Origin of the sequence: Kosakonia sp. CCTCC M2018092, from assembly GCF_003864115.1 — a bacterium.
GTDB lineage: Bacteria > Pseudomonadota > Gammaproteobacteria > Enterobacterales > Enterobacteriaceae > Kosakonia > Kosakonia cowanii.
The window spans coordinates 3,575,281-3,591,574 of record NZ_CP034225.1 but is presented as its reverse complement, the minus strand read 5'-3'; the positions used below and the strand labels follow the sequence as shown (position 1 = coordinate 3,591,574).

The 16,294-nt window shown below is 57.3% G+C and carries 17 protein-coding genes; 8 read left to right on the top strand and 9 right to left on the bottom strand.

All coding sequences use genetic code 11. The features are described 5' to 3' along the window. Positions 1-130: 130 nt before the first annotated feature. Both EH164_RS17120 and EH164_RS17115 read right to left on the bottom strand, forming a co-directional pair. A complete protein-coding gene (locus EH164_RS17120; protein ID WP_124971529.1) occupies positions 131-1,000 on the bottom strand; it encodes a nucleoside-specific channel-forming protein Tsx in 870 nt (289 codons plus the stop codon). 292 nt (positions 1,001-1,292) lie between these two features. Beyond that, on the bottom strand, positions 1,293-1,835 hold the full coding sequence (locus tag EH164_RS17115) for a DUF3251 domain-containing protein (protein WP_023481909.1): 543 nt from the start codon (positions 1,833-1,835) through the stop codon (positions 1,293-1,295). Positions 1,836-1,988: 153 nt separating this feature from the next. Between EH164_RS17115 and nrdR the strand changes: the two genes are divergently transcribed. From nrdR to pgpA, 6 genes are all read left to right on the top strand, one after another. After that, a complete protein-coding gene (gene nrdR, locus EH164_RS17110) occupies positions 1,989-2,438 on the top strand; it encodes a transcriptional regulator NrdR (protein ID WP_023481939.1) in 450 nt (149 codons plus the stop codon). 2 nt (positions 2,439-2,440) lie between these two features. Beyond that, entirely contained in the window at positions 2,441-3,544 is a 1,104-nt protein-coding gene (gene ribD / locus EH164_RS17105; protein WP_124969443.1) for a bifunctional diaminohydroxyphosphoribosylaminopyrimidine deaminase/5-amino-6-(5-phosphoribosylamino)uracil reductase RibD, read from the top strand. 89 nt (positions 3,545-3,633) lie between these two features. Further along, the gene (gene ribE / locus EH164_RS17100; protein WP_042712118.1) at positions 3,634-4,104 is read left to right on the top strand and encodes a 6,7-dimethyl-8-ribityllumazine synthase; all 471 of its coding nucleotides are present in this window, start codon (positions 3,634-3,636) and stop codon (positions 4,102-4,104) included. Between the two features lie 19 nt (positions 4,105-4,123). After that, the gene (gene nusB / locus EH164_RS17095; protein ID WP_023481929.1) at positions 4,124-4,543 is read left to right on the top strand and encodes a transcription antitermination factor NusB; all 420 of its coding nucleotides are present in this window, start codon (positions 4,124-4,126) and stop codon (positions 4,541-4,543) included. Positions 4,544-4,618: 75 nt separating this feature from the next. Beyond that, entirely contained in the window at positions 4,619-5,596 is a 978-nt protein-coding gene (gene thiL, locus EH164_RS17090; RefSeq protein ID WP_124969441.1) for a thiamine-phosphate kinase, read from the top strand. Next, positions 5,574-6,095: a phosphatidylglycerophosphatase A gene (gene pgpA, locus EH164_RS17085; protein WP_124969439.1), complete on the top strand. Its 522-nt coding sequence runs from the start codon at positions 5,574-5,576 to the stop codon at positions 6,093-6,095. The genes thiL and pgpA overlap by 23 nt, the downstream gene beginning before the upstream one ends. 464 nt (positions 6,096-6,559) lie before the next feature. Here pgpA and EH164_RS17075 read toward each other — a convergent pair whose 3' ends face one another. The 4 genes from EH164_RS17075 to xseB all read right to left on the bottom strand — a co-directional run bounded on the left by EH164_RS17075 (position 6,560) and on the right by xseB (position 10,630). Then, positions 6,560-7,534: an aldo/keto reductase gene (locus EH164_RS17075; protein WP_124969435.1), complete on the bottom strand. Its 975-nt coding sequence runs from the start codon at positions 7,532-7,534 to the stop codon at positions 6,560-6,562. A gap of 61 nt (positions 7,535-7,595) precedes the next feature. Further along, positions 7,596-9,458 (bottom strand): 1-deoxy-D-xylulose-5-phosphate synthase, encoded by a 1,863-nt coding sequence (gene dxs / locus EH164_RS17070; RefSeq protein WP_124969433.1) that lies wholly within the window; start codon positions 9,456-9,458, stop codon positions 7,596-7,598. A 29-nt stretch (positions 9,459-9,487) separates the two neighbouring features. After that, positions 9,488-10,387, bottom strand: coding sequence for a (2E,6E)-farnesyl diphosphate synthase (gene ispA / locus EH164_RS17065; protein ID WP_124969431.1), 900 nt, complete (start codon positions 10,385-10,387; stop codon positions 9,488-9,490). Further along, positions 10,388-10,630, bottom strand: a complete 243-nt coding sequence (gene xseB, locus EH164_RS17060) for an exodeoxyribonuclease VII small subunit (protein ID WP_023481901.1) — start codon at positions 10,628-10,630, stop codon at positions 10,388-10,390. It lies immediately after the preceding gene. A 204-nt stretch (positions 10,631-10,834) separates the two neighbouring features. Between xseB and thiI the strand changes: the two genes are divergently transcribed. Next, a complete protein-coding gene (thiI, locus tag EH164_RS17055; RefSeq protein WP_042712110.1) occupies positions 10,835-12,283 on the top strand; it encodes a tRNA uracil 4-sulfurtransferase ThiI in 1,449 nt (482 codons plus the stop codon). Between the two features lie 372 nt (positions 12,284-12,655). On the opposite strand, the gene yajL is transcribed toward thiI, so the two are convergent. Both yajL and panE read right to left on the bottom strand, forming a co-directional pair. Further along, positions 12,656-13,249, bottom strand: a complete 594-nt coding sequence (gene yajL, locus EH164_RS17050) for a protein deglycase YajL (RefSeq protein WP_124969429.1) — start codon at positions 13,247-13,249, stop codon at positions 12,656-12,658. Continuing rightward, positions 13,212-14,123 (bottom strand): 2-dehydropantoate 2-reductase, encoded by a 912-nt coding sequence (gene panE, locus EH164_RS17045; RefSeq protein WP_124969427.1) that lies wholly within the window; start codon positions 14,121-14,123, stop codon positions 13,212-13,214. The genes yajL and panE overlap by 38 nt, the downstream gene beginning before the upstream one ends. Positions 14,124-14,261: 138 nt before the next feature. Here panE and EH164_RS17040 point away from each other — a divergent pair, with 138 nt between their 5' ends. After that, on the top strand, positions 14,262-14,753 hold the full coding sequence (locus tag EH164_RS17040; RefSeq protein ID WP_023481915.1) for a YajQ family cyclic di-GMP-binding protein: 492 nt from the start codon (positions 14,262-14,264) through the stop codon (positions 14,751-14,753). Between the two features lie 39 nt (positions 14,754-14,792). Here EH164_RS17040 and EH164_RS17035 read toward each other — a convergent pair whose 3' ends face one another. Then, a complete protein-coding gene (locus tag EH164_RS17035; RefSeq protein ID WP_023481886.1) occupies positions 14,793-16,154 on the bottom strand; it encodes an MFS transporter in 1,362 nt (453 codons plus the stop codon). Positions 16,155-16,294 lie beyond the last annotated feature (140 nt).

Here is a 16,294-nt window from a genome sequence, read left to right as displayed (position 1 = left end):
CATGATGATGAGCAATGGATGGGGAGGATTGGTACTGGTGTACTGGAAAGGTCTGTTTTCGGATTTTTATTCAGCGGCGTTCGGGCATAAAAAAAAGCCGACTCGTGGTCGGCTTTTTCAGAGAGCAGAATCAGAAGTTGTAGCCGACCACCAGGTAACCACCCCAGCCGGTAGAGCGGACGGTAGTAGTGCCAAGCATCGCATCATCTTTGAACTGACCGCCATTATGCCAGTAACGGGCAACGACGGAGTAGTGCCAGTGATCGTAGCTCAGCGCGAGGATGTGGCTTGAGGCGATCGAGTCGCTGGTACGCTGCTGTTCGCCATTGCTGTAGTAGCGGCGATCGCCCAGTTTGGAGCCCCAGTCGAAGTTGGTGAAGCCAATATAGCTCAGCTGGCCGCCCCACAGTGGCGTGATCGGCACAAAGTATTTCACTTTGAAGCGATAGCCGTCCCACTCGTTTTCGTTCTCTGCGCCATAGTTTTGCCACTGGTATTTCGCATAGACGTTCAGGGAGAGGCTCATCGGCAGGCCGGTGTCGATATCGGTGCCCAGACCCATATACCAGGTGCTCTGGCGACCGGACGCGTTACGGCCCATGTCGTAAATATAGTTGTTGGCGAAATACCACTCTTTGAACGGACCGAAGCTCAGATCGGTATTGGTCAGCTTATCGATGGAGAAGCGCGGTTCAATCTCCATAAACAGCGGAGAGCCGTGGTTCCAGATCCCCTTCGCGCCGGAGTTGCCGCCGAAGAAGACCGGCGCATCCAGGTAGCCGTAGAAGTCGAACCAATCTTTTTTGGCGAAGGCTTCATACTCCAGATAGGTATCGTTACGCGGAACCGGTCCGAAACGGGTGTGATAGCTGCCCACCACGTTCACGCTCTGATGCCACCAGTCGGAGACAAATTCAGGTTTGCTGGTTTCCGCTGCGCTGGCAGAGAAAGAAGCGGTAAGCGCCAGTGCGGCACCGGCTGCGAGGAGAGTTTTTTTCATCATTACGCCACTGATTAAGATCCCAGACGGGAGTGAAAGTAAGCACGCATTACATTGCTAAATGTTTCATATTTCTGCGCGCCTATTATAAGTATCCACGCTCACAAAAATATGTGTTGTTTCACATTATTGACATATACGTAATCGATTGCGTTCACGTTTGCGTCGTTTAAACGGCGGCGATTGTACTGACATTTATTGATAATGCCAATTGATGAATATCAACGTTGCGAAGCAGCTGAAAAACGGAGCCGTGAAAGGGCGGGCGAGAGGCTCGCCCGCAGAAGAGAAGTTACTGGACGTTAGCGGGCTGGATATCGTGAACGCGCACAAAACCAAGTTGTTCAGGCGTGATGCCATTAAGCTGCAATGGAATGTCCACATCGCTCGGTGCCAGCGTGCTGGCTGGAGCGTTAATCAGCTGATTTTGCACATTCACTTCCTGATAGTTCTCGGTAGTGCCCTGAAGCTGACCATACTCAATGGTGCCGCTAAAGGCGGGCAGCGGATCGTTGGACTGACCCTGAATATGCAGCACAACGCGCGTTCCGGCGGCGTTTGGCGCGATATCTTTCAGCGACATACGCAGTGTGCCAATCTGGCTTTTCAGCAGCGCAGGGGTATTGGCACCGGGCAGCAGGTAGGCGCCGCTGCCGGATTTGGCATTAAGGCTGTTTTGCTGTGTGATTTTGACCGTCTCCTGGTTCAGCTTGCTCATCTCTTTATTGAGCGTGCTGACGCTTTGGTGGAGCTGGCGGACTTCGCTTTGCGGAGCGCAGGCGCTGAGGGTAAAAAGGCTTCCCAGCAACAGTGTTCTTAGGTAACGTCTTGTCATTGCGTCTGTTTCCTTGAAGGGGAGGATCGCTGTAATGGTAGATCGCAACTGCGGCCTTGCCATCGATCCATTGTCTCAAAAAGGGTCTGCCTTTGTTGTCATGCCACTTCAGGTTAAAATAGATTTCAGTTAACTCTCACGTCAGGACCCCGTATGCATTGCCCATTCTGTTTCGCCGTGGACACCAAAGTCATCGATTCCCGCCTGGTGGGAGAAGGTTCATCCGTTCGCCGCCGTCGGCAGTGTCTGGTTTGCAATGAGCGTTTCACCACCTTTGAAGTGGCAGAGCTTGTGATGCCGCGCGTAGTAAAAAGCAATGATGTGCGTGAACCCTTTAATGAAGAGAAGCTGCGCAGCGGCATGTTGAAAGCGCTGGAGAAGCGTCCGGTAAGCGCCGATGACGTAGAAATGGCGTTAAACCATATTAAATCGCAACTTCGCGCAACCGGCGAACGCGAAGTGCCGAGTAAGATGATCGGCAATCTGGTAATGGAGCAGCTGAAAAAGCTCGATAAAGTGGCCTATGTGCGCTTTGCCTCCGTCTACCGCAGCTTCGAGGATATCCGCGAATTTGGCGAAGAGATCGCCCGTCTACAGGACTGATCATGCAGGATGAAATCTACATGGCGCGCGCGCTGAAACTGGCGCAGCGCGGCCGCTTTACCACCCATCCGAATCCGCGCGTCGGCTGCGTGATTGTTAACAATGGCGAGATTGTCGGTGAAGGGTTTCACTACCGCGCCGGTGAGCCGCACGCGGAAGTGCATGCCCTGTGCATGGCGGGCGATCGCGCGCGCGGTGGCACCGCGTATGTAACGCTGGAACCCTGTAGCCACCACGGGCGCACGCCGCCCTGCTGCGATGCGCTGATTGCCGCCGGAGTATCGCGGGTGGTTGCCGCCATGCAGGATCCCAATCCGCAGGTTGCCGGGCGCGGATTATATCGCTTACAGCAGGCCGGGATTGCGGTGAGCCACGGCCTGATGATGAGCGAGGCCGAAGCGCTGAATAAAGGCTTTCTCAAGCGTATGCGCACCGGCTTTCCCTATGTACAGCTTAAGCTCGGCGCGTCGCTCGACGGGCGCACGGCAATGGCGAGCGGCGAAAGCCAGTGGATCACCTCTGTGCAGGCGCGACGCGACGTGCAGCAGTTGCGCGCGCAGAGCCATGCCATTCTCAGCAGCAGCGCCACGGTGCTGGCGGACGATCCGTCGCTGACCGTGCGCTGGAACGAATTAAACGGCGACAGCCAGGCGCTCTATCCCGAAGCGGATCTGCGCCAGCCGCTGCGCATTATTATCGACAGCCAGAATCGCGTGACGCCGCAGCATAAAATCGTCAGCCAGCCGGGTGAGACCTGGTTTGCGCGCACCAAAGCCGATGCGCGCGCGTGGCCCGAGAGCGTGCGCGAAATCATCGTGCCGGAGCATAACGGCCATGCCGATCTGGTGATGCTGATGATGATGCTCGGCAAACAGCAGATCAACAGCGTCTGGGTAGAGGCGGGCGCAGAGCTTGCAGGCGCGCTGCTGAACGCGGGCCTGGTTGATGAGCTGGTGGTCTATCTTGCGCCTAAACTGTTAGGCAGCGATGCGCGCGGGCTCTGCCAGTTACCAGGATTAACGGCGCTTGCCGATGCGCCGCGCTTTAATTTCAGTGAGATACGGCAGGTTGGCCCTGATGTTTGCCTGCACCTCACCAACGCGTGAAGCCTGCTGTAAAAGGGAAGCAGCGCGTTAAATAGTATGCTAAAATCCGCCCCCCTGCGGGGTCCGAACTGAACCTGTGAAGGAAGTGTATGAACATTATTGAAGCCAACGTTGCTGCTCCGGACGCTCGCGTCGCCATCACCATTGCGCGTTTCAACAACTTTATCAATGACAGTCTGCTGGAAGGCGCGATCGATGCCCTGAAACGTATTGGTCAGGTGCAGGACGATAACATCACCGTCGTGTGGGTTCCGGGTGCTTACGAGCTGCCGCTGGCCGCAGGCGAGCTGGCGAAAACCGGCAAATATGATGCCGTGATTGCGCTCGGCACCGTGATTCGCGGCGGCACTGCGCATTTTGAGTATGTGGCAGGCGGCGCAAGCAACGGCCTGGCGCATGTCGCGCAGGAGAGCGCCATTCCGGTCGCATTCGGCGTGCTCACCACAGAAAGTATTGAACAGGCCATCGAACGCGCTGGCACCAAAGCCGGTAATAAAGGTGCGGAAGCTGCACTGACCGCGCTTGAAATGATTAATGTATTGAAAGCCATCAAGGCTTGAATTTTGTAAGGGGAATTACGTGAAACCTGCTGCTCGTCGCCGCGCCCGTGAGTGTGCCGTTCAGGCGCTTTACTCCTGGCAGTTGTCCCAGAACGACATCACTGATGTTGAATACCAGTTCCTGGCGGAACAGGACGTGAAAGATGTTGACGTCGTGTACTTCCGTGAACTGTTGAACGGGGTGGCGACTAATAGCGCATATCTCGATGGCCTGATGAAGCCATACCTCTCCCGTCTGCTCGAAGAGCTGGGTCAGGTTGAGAAAGCGGTATTGCGTATCGCGCTGTTCGAACTCTCTAAACGTGATGATGTGCCCTACAAAGTGGCGATCAACGAAGCTATCGAACTGGCTAAAACCTTTGGCGCGGAAGACAGCCATAAGTTTGTGAACGGCGTGCTGGATAAAGCCGCACCTGCGATCCGTCCCCACAAGAAGTGATCCGCAAGCCGGTGACGGGCGATGCTTTCAGCGCGCCGGTCCCGGCTTTTTCTTTTTTCTACAGAGGAATAACGTATGGCATGCGGTGAATTCTCCCTGATTGCCCGTTATTTTGACCGCGTACGAACTTCACGTCGCGACGTCGAAACCGGTATCGGTGACGATTGTGCGCTGCTCAATGTCCCCGAAAAACAGACCCTGGCAATTAGCGTCGACACGCTGGTGGCGGGTAACCATTTTCTCCCTGATATCGATCCTGCCGATCTGGCCTGGAAAGCGATGGCTTCTAATCTCAGCGATCTGGCAGCGATGGGTGCCGATCCTGCCTGGCTGACGCTGGCGTTAACGCTGCCCGAAGCCGACGAAGCGTGGTTGCAGGCCTTCAGCGACAGTCTGTTTGAGCAAATAAGTTACTACGATATGCAGCTTATCGGCGGCGATACCACCCGTGGGCCGCTGTCGATGACTATTGGTATTCATGGCTATGTGCCGGCAGGCCGTGCGATGAAGCGCTCCGGCGCGAAGCCGGGCGACTGGATCTATGTCACCGGTACGCCGGGCGACAGCGCTGCCGGGCTGGCGATTTTACAAAACCGTTTAACCGTCAGCGACAGCGATGATGCGGCTTATCTTATGAAGCGCCATCTGCGCCCGACGGCGCGCGTGCTGCAGGGCCAGGCGCTGCGTAACCTCGCAAGCTCGGCCATCGATCTCTCAGATGGTCTTATCTCCGATCTCGGGCATATCCTGAAAGCGAGCGGGTTTGGCGCGCGGATCGATCTTGATGCGATCCCGCTGTCTGATGCCATGCGCCGCCATGTCGAGCCGGATCAGGCGCTGCGCTGGGCGTTGTCCGGCGGAGAGGATTATGAACTCTGCTTTACCGTCCCTGAACTGAATCGCGGCGCACTGGATGTGGCGATTGGTCAGCTGGGCGCACCGTTTACCTGCATCGGGCAGATGGGCGCGGACGGGGAGGGGCTCTACTTCACTCGCGAGGGAAAAGCCGTCACCCTCGACTGGAAAGGATATGACCATTTTGCAGCGCACTAAAGATAAAGATATCGCTAAAAGCCGTCTCACTATGCGTAACCCCTGGCACCTGATGGCGACCGGGTTTGGCAGCGGATTGATTCCTTTTATGCCCGGCACCATGGGGTCGATTGCGGCGATCCCCTTCTGGTGGCTGATGACCTTCCTGCCCTGGCAGCTCTATTCGCTGCTGGTGATGCTGGGGATCTCGCTGGGCGTTTATCTCTGCCATCAGACGGCAAAAGATATGGGCGTGCACGATCACGGCAGTATCGTCTGGGATGAGTTTATCGGCATGTGGATCACCCTGATGGCGCTGCCCACTAATGACTGGCAGTGGGTCGCGCTTGGGTTTGTGCTGTTTCGCATTTTTGATATCTGGAAACCGTGGCCGATCCGCTGGTTCGATCGCAACGTGCACGGCGGCATGGGGATTATGGTCGACGATATCGTCGCCGGGATTGTCGCCGCCGGGTTGCTCTACGTGATTGGTCATCATTGGCCGATTGGGCTGATTTAGCGCTATTAGGCTGCGGCGAATTGCCTGATGGCGCTGCGCTTATCAGGCCTACAACACCGTATTGGCATCTGAGCGTAGGCCGGATAAGGCGCGAGCCGCCATCCGGCAATCAGCCCGGCTGCGGGGTAATGCCTGATGGTGCTGCGCTTATCAGGCCTACGGTTCCGGGTTTGCATGTGGATGCGGTGGAAAATTCCTGATGGCGCTGCGCTTATCAGGCCTACGGTACCGAATTGGCATCTGAGCGTAGGCCGGATAAGGCGCGAGCCGCCATCCGGCAATCAGCCCGGCTGCGGGGTAATGCCTGATGGTGCTGCGCTTATCAGGCCTACGATTCCGGGCTGGCATGTGGATGCGGTGGAAATGCCTGATGGCGCTTTGCTTATCAGGCCTACGACACTGAATTATCATCTGGGCGTAGGCCGGATAAGGCGCAAGCCGCCATCCGGCAACTTATCCGCGCGTTACTTAAATCCCACCACCGGGTGCTGTTTATAGGGCATCTCCAGCTCGGCAATCTGCTCCGGCTTCAGCGTTAACTCTACCGCACCTAACAACTCTTCCAGCTGATCCTCGCGCGACGCGCCAATAATCGGGGCGGCAACGCCAGGCTTACTCAACAACCACGCCAGCGCTACCTGCGCGCGCGACGCGCCCAGCTCCTCTGCTACGCTCGCCAGACGTTCGGCGATCTGCGCATCATTGGCATCCGTTTCGCTATACAGGGTTTTGCCAAACTCATCGGAGACCAGACGGGCGGTGGTTTCCCCCCATGGGCGAGTCAAACGTCCGCGCGCCAGCGGGCTCCACGGAATAATCGCCACGCCCTCTTTGTAGCAGAGCGGCAGCATCTCGCGCTCTTCTTCACGGTAGATAAGATTGTAGTGATTCTGCATGGTGACAAAGCGCGCCCAGCCGTGCTGCTCCTGCAAGGCAAGCGCCTGCGCGAACTGGCTGGCGTGCATGGAAGAGGCACCGATATAGCGCGCTTTACCCGCTTTCACCACATCGTTCAGCGCTTCCAGCGTCTCTTCAATCGGTGTGTTGTAGTCCCAGCGGTGGATTTGCAGCAGATCGACATACTCCATGCCGAGGCGTTGCAGGCTGTCATCGATGGAGCGCAGGATCTGCGCGCGGGAGAGGCCTTCTGCCAGATCGCCGACCTGATGGTAAACCTTGGTGGCGACAACGACTTCATCGCGGCGGGCGAAATCGCGCAGCGCACGGCCGACAATCTCTTCACTGCTGCCGTCGGAGTAGCTGTTGGCGGTATCAAAGAAGTTAATCCCGCCTTCCAGCGCGCGTTGAATAATCGGGCGGCTGCTCTCTTCCGGCAGCGTCCAGGCATGTTTACCCCGGTCCGGCTCGCCAAAGGTCATACAGCCAAGGCAAAGGCGGGAGACCTTGAGGTCTGTTTTCCCTAATGTGTTGTATTGCATGGTTCCACTCCTGCTGGTCACGAATTAGGCTTAAGCATAGCAGGAGCGGAAAAGGGCGGAATCAGGCGAGCCAGTTTTTGATGCGCGATTCGATACCGGCGGCGTCGAGGCCAATCTCGGCGCGCGCTTCATCCTGCGTACCCTGCGGAATAAAGAAGTCCGGCAGGCCGAGGTTGAGCACCGGCACCGGTTTGCGTTTCGCCATCAGCACTTCGTTAACGCCGCTGCCGGCACCGCCCGCAATGGCATTCTCTTCAAGCGTTACCAGCACCTCGTGCTGCGCGGCCGCCTGCAGGATCAGCGCTTCATCGAGCGGCTTGGCAAAACGCATATCGATAAGCGTCGCGTTCAGCGCCTCGGCGGCTTTAGCTGCTTCCGGCAACAGAGTACCGAAGTTGAGGATCGCTACCTTCTCGCCTTTGCGTTTCACCACGCCTTTACCGATAGGCAGTTTCGCCAGCGGCTCCAGCGTCACGCCGACCGCGTTACCGCGCGGGTAGCGCACGGCGCTCGGGCCATCCGTGTAGTGGTAGCCGGTAAAGAGCATCTGGCGGCATTCGTTCTCATCACTTGGCGTCATCACTACCATATCGGGGATGCAGCGCAGATAGGAGATATCAAACGCCCCCTGGTGGGTCTGGCCGTCCGCGCCAACAATCCCGGCGCGATCGATAGCAAACAGCACCGGCAGCTTCTGGATCGCCACGTCGTGGATCACCTGATCGTAGGCGCGTTGCAGGAAAGTAGAGTAGATCGCCACCACCGGTTTATAACCGCCAATCGCCAGCCCGGCGGCAAAAGTGACCGCGTGCTGCTCGGCAATGGCGACATCAAAATATTGCCCGGGATATTTGCGCGAGAACTCAACCATGCCGGAGCCTTCGCGCATCGCCGGGGTAACGGCCATTAACTTGTTATCTTTAGCCGCGGTTTCACACAGCCAGTCGCCGAAGATTTTCGAATAGCTCGGCATACCGCCGCTGCTTTTCGGCAGGGTGCCGCTGGTTGGATCGAACTTCGGCACAGCGTGGAAAGTGATGGGATCTTTCTCGGCCGGCTCATAGCCGCGCCCTTTTTTGGTCATGATATGCAGGAACTGCGGGCCTTTCAGATCGCGCATATTACGCAGCGTCTGCACCAGGGCCAGCACATCGTGACCGTCCACCGGGCCGATATAGTTAAAGCCCAGCTCTTCAAACAGCGTGCCCGGCACGACCATGCCTTTAATATGCTCTTCGGTGCGTTTCAGCAGCTCTTTGATTGGCGGCACGCCGGAGAGCACTTTTTTCCCGCCTTCGCGCAGGGTGGAGTAGAGCTTGCCGGAGAGCAGCTTCGCCAGATGATTATTCAGCGCGCCAACGTTCTCGGAGATCGACATCTCGTTGTCGTTAAGCACCACCAGCATATCCGGGCGAATATCCCCGGCGTGGTTCATTGCTTCAAATGCCATACCCGCGGTGATGGCACCATCGCCAATCACGCAGACGGTACGACGCTGCTTATTCTCTTTCGCGGCTGCCACGGCCACGCCGATCCCGGCGCTGATGGAGGTGGAGGAGTGACCGACACTCAGCACGTCATATTCACTCTCGCCGCGCCACGGGAAGGGGTGCAGGCCGTTTTTCTGCCGGATGGTGCCGATTTTGTCGCGGCGACCGGTGAGGATTTTGTGCGGATAGGCCTGGTGGCCGACGTCCCAGATTAACTGATCGAAGGGCGTGTTATAGACGTAATGCAGCGCCACGGTCAGTTCAACCGTGCCAAGCCCGGAGGCGAAGTGTCCACTGGAGCGGCTTACGCTGTCGAGAAGGTAGCGACGCAGTTCGTCGCACAGTTTCGGTAAACTCTCTTTCGGCAGCAGGCGCAACTCTTGCGTGGTATCAACCAGCGCCAGCGTCGGGTATTTGGCTGTATCAAAACTCATCAGAGACTCGGACTCATCGTGTTATATCGTTATTTATCACGCTGGATTATATAATTCGCCAGTGCTTCCAGTGCCGTCGTATCCAGCGATTGCGCCGACAGCAGGCTCAGCGCCTGGCGGGCATCGTCAATCAGATCGCGGGCTTTCGTGCGGGCTTGCTCAAGGCCCAGTAGTGCGGGGTAGGTGCTTTTACCCAGTTGCTGGTCAGCACCCTGGCGTTTGCCAAGGGTCGCAGTATCGCCGACCACATCGAGGATGTCATCCTGAACCTGAAACGCCAGGCCGACACACTGCGCGTAGCGTTCGAGCAGCGGCAGCGCGTCGCGACCGCGTTGCCCGGCGCTCAGAGCGCCCATTTTTACCGCCGCGCAGATAAGCGCGCCCGTTTTATGACGGTGGATCTGCTCCAGCCCTTCCAGAGAAACCTGCTCATTCTCCGCTGCCAGATCCAGCGCCTGCCCGCCGCACATCCCGGCAACGCCGCTGGCGTTTGCGAGGGTGGCGACCATCGCCAGGCGATCTTCTGCGGCGACATTCGCCATCGGCGCTTCCGTCAGGATCGAGAAGGCCAGCGTCTGCAAGGCATCGCCCGCGAGAATGGCATTGGCTTCGCCAAATTTAATATGGCAGGTGGGCAGACCGCGACGCAGATCGTCGTCGTCCATCGCCGGCAGATCGTCATGCATTAATGAGTAAGCATGAATGCACTCCACCGCTGCGGCGGGCGCATCCAGCGTTTGCTGGCTGACGCCGAACATGCGGCCGGTGGCATAAACCAAAAATGGGCGCAGGCGCTTACCGCCTAAGAGTGCGCCATACTGCATCGCCTCAACCAGCGGAGTGTTCTGAAAGGGTAAGGGATCGATGAAACGGCGCAGCGCGTCGTTGGCCTGTTCAACGCAGGCCTGCAGTTGTTGATTGAAATCCATCTATTCAGCATCCGGAGCGAAAGGGGTTAACGGCGCCTCTTCGGTATCGGAGAGCAGGATCTGTACGCGCTGCTCCGCCTGCTGAAGCTTAACCTGTCCCTGGCGGGCCAGCTGGACGCCGCGTTCGAATTCGTTCAGGGCCTCTTCAAGCGGCAGTTCACCGCTTTCAAGACGAGTGACAATCTGTTCCAGTTCGCTCAGCGCGGTTTCGAAACTGGCGGGTGCGTCGTTTTTCTTTGGCATAGTGAATGTCTGACTCTTCTATTATTCCGACTACGTTATGGTAGCGAAGTCGGGGCACATAGCAAATAACGCTCAGTGGTAATGCGTTGCACATGATCTTCGCGATGGTGGTATACTTCCGCGCCTGGATGCAGCCGCGGGTAGGGGCTGCTGTAAATTTTCCTCTACAGGCCTTTGCAGGCTTGCCAACGAACCATTGCCGCCATGAAGTTTATCATTAAATTGTTCCCGGAAATCACCATCAAAAGCCAATCTGTGCGTTTGCGCTTTATTAAAATTCTCACCGGGAACATTCGTAACGTTCTGAAGCACTACGATGAGGCGCTCGCTGTTGTGCGCCACTGGGACCATATTGAAGTGCGTGCCAAAGACGAGAACCAACGTCTGGCCATCCGCGATGCGCTGACCCGCGTGCCGGGCATTCACCATGTGCTGGAGGTGGAAGATGTTCCGTTTACCTCTCTGCACGACATTTTTGAGAAAGCGCTGGCGCAGTATCGCGATGCAATCGAAGGCAAAACTTTCTGCGTGCGGGTAAAACGCCGCGGGCAACATGAGTTTAGCTCGATCGAAGCAGAACGCTACATCGGCGGCGGCCTTAATCAACACGTTGCGTCGGCAAAGGTTAAATTGACCCATCCGGATGTGACTGTGCATCTGGAGATTGAAGACGATCGCCTGCTGCTGGTGAAGGGCCGTTATGAAGGTATTGGCGGCTTCCCGATCGGCACGCAGGAAGATGTGCTGTCGCTCATCTCCGGCGGGTTCGACTCTGGCGTCTCCAGCTATATGCTGATGCGTCGCGGTTGCCGCGTACACTACTGCTTCTTTAACCTCGGCGGCGCGGCGCATGAAATCGGCGTACGTCAGGTGGCGCACTATTTATGGAACCGCTTTGGCAGTTCCCACCGCGTGCGCTTTGTGGCGATCAACTTTGAGCCGGTAGTGGGCGAGATCCTCGAAAAAGTCGACGATGGCCAGATGGGCGTGGTGCTGAAACGCATGATGGTCCGTGCAGCCTCTCAGGTAGCCGAGCGCTACGGCGTGCAGGCGCTGGTGACCGGCGAAGCGCTGGGCCAGGTCTCCAGCCAGACGCTGACCAACCTGCGTTTGATTGATAACGTCTCCGATACGCTGATTCTGCGCCCGCTTATCTCTCACGATAAAGAGCACATCATCGATCTGGCGCGTAAAATCGGCACCGAAGATTTTGCCCGCACCATGCCGGAGTATTGCGGCGTGATCTCCAAAAAACCGACGGTAAAAGCGGTTAAAGGCAAGATTGAAGCGGAAGAGGCGAACTTCGATTTCTCGATCCTTGAGAAAGTGGTCGCGGAAGCGAGCAATATCGATATTCGCGAAATCGCGCAGCAGACCTCGGAAGAGGTGGTGGAAGTCGAAACGGTAACCGGCTTCGGTGAGAATGATGCGATCCTCGATATCCGCTCCATCGATGAGCAGGATGACAAGCCGCTGCAGCTGGAAGGCGTGGATGTGGTGTCGCTGCCGTTTTACAAGCTCAGCACCAAGTTTGGCGATCTCGATCAGAGCAAAACCTGGCTATTGTGGTGTGAGCGCGGCGTGATGAGCCGCCTGCAGGCGCTTTATCTGCGTGAGCAGGGCTTTACCAACGTGAAGGTTTATCGCCCGTAGTTTTGCGTTGTGCCATGGTTAGCACCGTGGATTGTGCCGGATGGCGGCTTCGCCTTATCCGGCCTACGCGGTGCAGCATGCCATGATTCGTTTGCCGCATAGCATTCAAACAAACCGCACCTACCCGAAGGCCGGATAAGCACCAGCGCCATCCGGCAAACAAACCGCGCCTACCCGTAGGCCGGATAAGCATCAGCGCCATCCGGCAGACAGACCGCACATACCCGTAGGCCGGATAAGCGCCAGCGCCATCCGGCAAACAGACCACACCTACCCGTAGGCCGGATAAGCACCAGCGCCATCCGGCAGACAGACCGCACTTACCCGTAGGCCGGATAAGCGTCAGCGCCATCCGGCATTCAGTGCCAATGCCTACGCTTCGTAGTAGTTATAAATCCCTGCCGCCATCACCAGCTGTGACGCCACTTCGTGGGCTTTTTCGCGCCCGACCAGCAGATCGATAATCTTCAGACCAAAATCAATCGCCGTGCCCGGTCCCTGGCTGGTCAACAGATTGACGCGCGGATCCCATACCACGCGCTTATCCTGCCACTGCGCCTCCGGGATCGTCTCCTTAAGCCCCGGGAAACCGGTCATATTGCCCATCGGGAAGATCTGATGGGGCACCAGCACGGTGCCGGCGGCGGCACAAATTGCCGCAACAATGCGCCCGGAGAGGTGAAACTGGCGCACGGTCTCTACCAGCAGCGGGTTATCGCGCATGTACTCCGCGCCCTTCAGCCCGCCGGGCAGCACGATCACGTCGTAATCCCCGTCTGCCACTTCAACCAGCGGCGCGTCCGCCAGCAGCTTTACGCCACGCGAGCAGACGATCGCGAGCTCGCCGTCGCTGGCTACGCTGGCGGTGGTCACTGCGATCCCGCCGCGCACCAGCAGATCGATAGTGGTGACCGCCTCCATCTCTTCACTACCAGGGGCGAGACATATCAGAGCTGATGCGCTCATATTCACTCTCCTTACGTTTAATCAGGTCGAACAGCCGGGCATTCTCAGGCACCGCGATACCGTGTGCACGGGCGCGTCTGAGCAGATAGCCGGTAATGTAATCGCATTCGGTATGGCGCATCGCGCGCACATCCTGCAGCATCGATGAGATATTCTCCGCCGTGCTCTCAATCACCTGATGGACATAGGCAATCAGGTCATCTGCGGAGATATGGTGGCCTTCGCGCTCGATCACCGCCGCCACTTCGCGGGCGATCTTCTCAATATCTTCCGGTGCGTCACGTAGATCGCCATTCTTACAGTTGCGCAACGCCGTTAGCGGGTTGATGACGCAGTTCACCGCCAGCTTGCGCCAGAGCGCGGGGCGAATGGTGTTGTGCCAGGCGACATCCGGCAGCGCCATTTGCAGCGTGTCGGCGAGGTAGCTGAACTCGCCATCCTGCGCGCGCGCCGGGCCAATATGGGTGATGCCGCTGGCGACATGAATAATCACATTGCCATCGCGGCGCGCAGCATGGGTGGTGGTGCCCATCAGCAGCGGATTGGGCAGGGATTTCAGCTCTTCTACGGTGCCCATGCCGTTATGCAGCAGTAGCACCGGTGTGGCGGGCGAGAGCGAGGAAACTAGCCCTTTAACCGCATCGGAGACCTGCCAGGCTTTAAGCGTGACCAGCAGCAGATCGCTGCGGGCCAGGAAATCGGGGTCGTTAGCCGTCAGGGACTCATTAAAAATCGTGCCGTCTTCTTCAACCAGGTTGACACTGCAATAAGGTTGCGGGATACGTAACCAGCCCTGTACCTCATGTCCCTGCTTGCACAGTGCCGTTAACCACAGTTGCCCTAAGGCGCCGCATCCCAGTACGGTAATTCTCATTATTCCTCCTCACCTGCAACTGCGCCAGGTGTTACAGCGATAAGTATAGCGCTGTCAGCTAAGCTTCCAGTATTCAAGATTGTGTTAATACACAGTGCGGGTATTATGCATCGCTGAAATTACAGAGGGAGAGAAAAGATGCCATCTTTCGATATTGTTTCCGAAATTGATCTGCGCGAAGTGCAAAACGGCGTCGAAAATGCGACCCGTGAACTGGCCACGCGTTTCGACTTTCGTAACATTGAAGCGACGTTTGAATTAAACGAAACCAACAAAACCATCAAGGTGCTGAGCGAATCTGACTTTCAGGTCAACCAGCTGCTCGATATCCTGCGCGCCAAGCTGTTAAAGCGCGGCATTGAAGGCACTTCGCTGGAAGTGCCGGAAGAGTTTGTCCATAGCGGTAAAACCTGGTTTGTTGAAGCCAAGCTCAAGCAGGGGATTGACGCCGCAACGGCGAAGAAGATCATCAAGCTGATTAAAGAGAGCAAACTGAAGGTGCAGGCGCAGATTCAGGGTGAAGAGATCCGCGTGACCGGCAAAGCCCGTGACGACCTGCAGGCCGCCATGGCGCTGGTACGCGGCGGTAACTTAGGCCAGCCGTTCCAGTTTAAGAACTTCCGCGATTAATCGCTTGCCCTCTCCCGTGCGGGGGAGGGCGCTTCACCTTTAACCCGCAACAACCTGTTCCACTTCAAAACGGTTGGTCACCTTGCTGTCTATCTTCACATAGACGCTGCGCTCTTCCGGCACCACCATCGCTTCGCTCACCCCCTCCATTGCCAGCAGCCGCTGCTGCAACGCATTATCCACCGCAACATCCTCAGGGATCGCGATACGCAAACTGCTGACATAAGGCGGCTCCTGCATGGTGCTGGCGACCAGCAGCCAGACTACCGCCAGCAGCGCACCAGCGAGGAAGACCGTCTGGGAGTCGAAAAAGCCATCAACCCAACCGCCGAGCGAGCCGCCAATCGCCACACCAAGAAACTGGCTGGTGGAGTAGATGCCCATCGCCGTGCCTTTATAGCCCGCGGGCGCTTCTTTACTGATAAGCGACGGTAGCAGCGCCTCCATCAGGTTAAAGGCGAGGAAGAAGATCTGCACGCCGATGACAATCTCCCAGAAGTGCGGGCCCGCGCCCCACAGCACAATTTCCGCGATCACCAGCAGGGCGACGCAGAGCAGGAAGACACGCTTCATTTTGCGCTTCACTTCGGCATAGATAATGAACGGCACGACGGAGACAAACGACACCAGCATGGTGACGAGATAGATTTTCCAGTGCTGCGCAGCGGCAAACCCGGCAGCTTCCAGCTGGCCCGGCAGAGCAACAAAGGTCGACATCAGCAGCATATGCAGACACATAATGCCGAAGTTGAGCTTCAGCAGCTTCGGGTTCGCCATGACCAGGCTAAAACAGCCTTTCACCATCCCCGATTCACGGTTGCGTACGTGCTGGGTGCTGTTTGGCACTACCCACAGCGTTAGCGCGATACCGAGCGTGGCGAGACCGGCGATCATCCAGAAGAGCGCATGCAGACCCAGTTTATGGGTGATGATCGGGCCGAGCACCATGGCAATGGCGAAGGTGACGCCAAAACTGACGCCGATAAAGGCCATCGCTTTGGTGCGGTTCTGCTCGCGGGTCAAATCGGAGAGCAGTGCCATGACAGCGGCGGCAATCGCCCCGGAGCCTTGCAGCGCACGGCCGAGAATAATGCCCCAGATAGAGTGGGAGAGGGCGGCAATCACGCTGCCAGCGACAAAAATCACCAGCCCGCCGACGATCAGCGGCTTGCGGCCGATGCGATCCGAGAGCAGGCCGAAGGGGATTTGAAAGATGGCCTGAGCGAGGCCGTAAATACCAATTGCCAGACCGATTAATGCTTCGCTGGCGCCCTGCAGCGCCATACCGTACGTGGTCAGAACGGGCAGGACCATAAACATGCCGAGCATGCGCAGGGAGAATACAGTCCCTAAACCCCAGGTTGCGCGCAACTCGCCTGGCGTCATCTTGTAATCGTTCATTACCACCTCATGTTGAAAACCGGACATAGTGTAGTGCGGGGGCAGGGCGGGGTAAACACCAGCTTAATTAACAAATATTACCTGCGTGGATGGGATGGCGGGCATAAAAAAAGGGTGCCGAGGCACCCTTTATATGACGG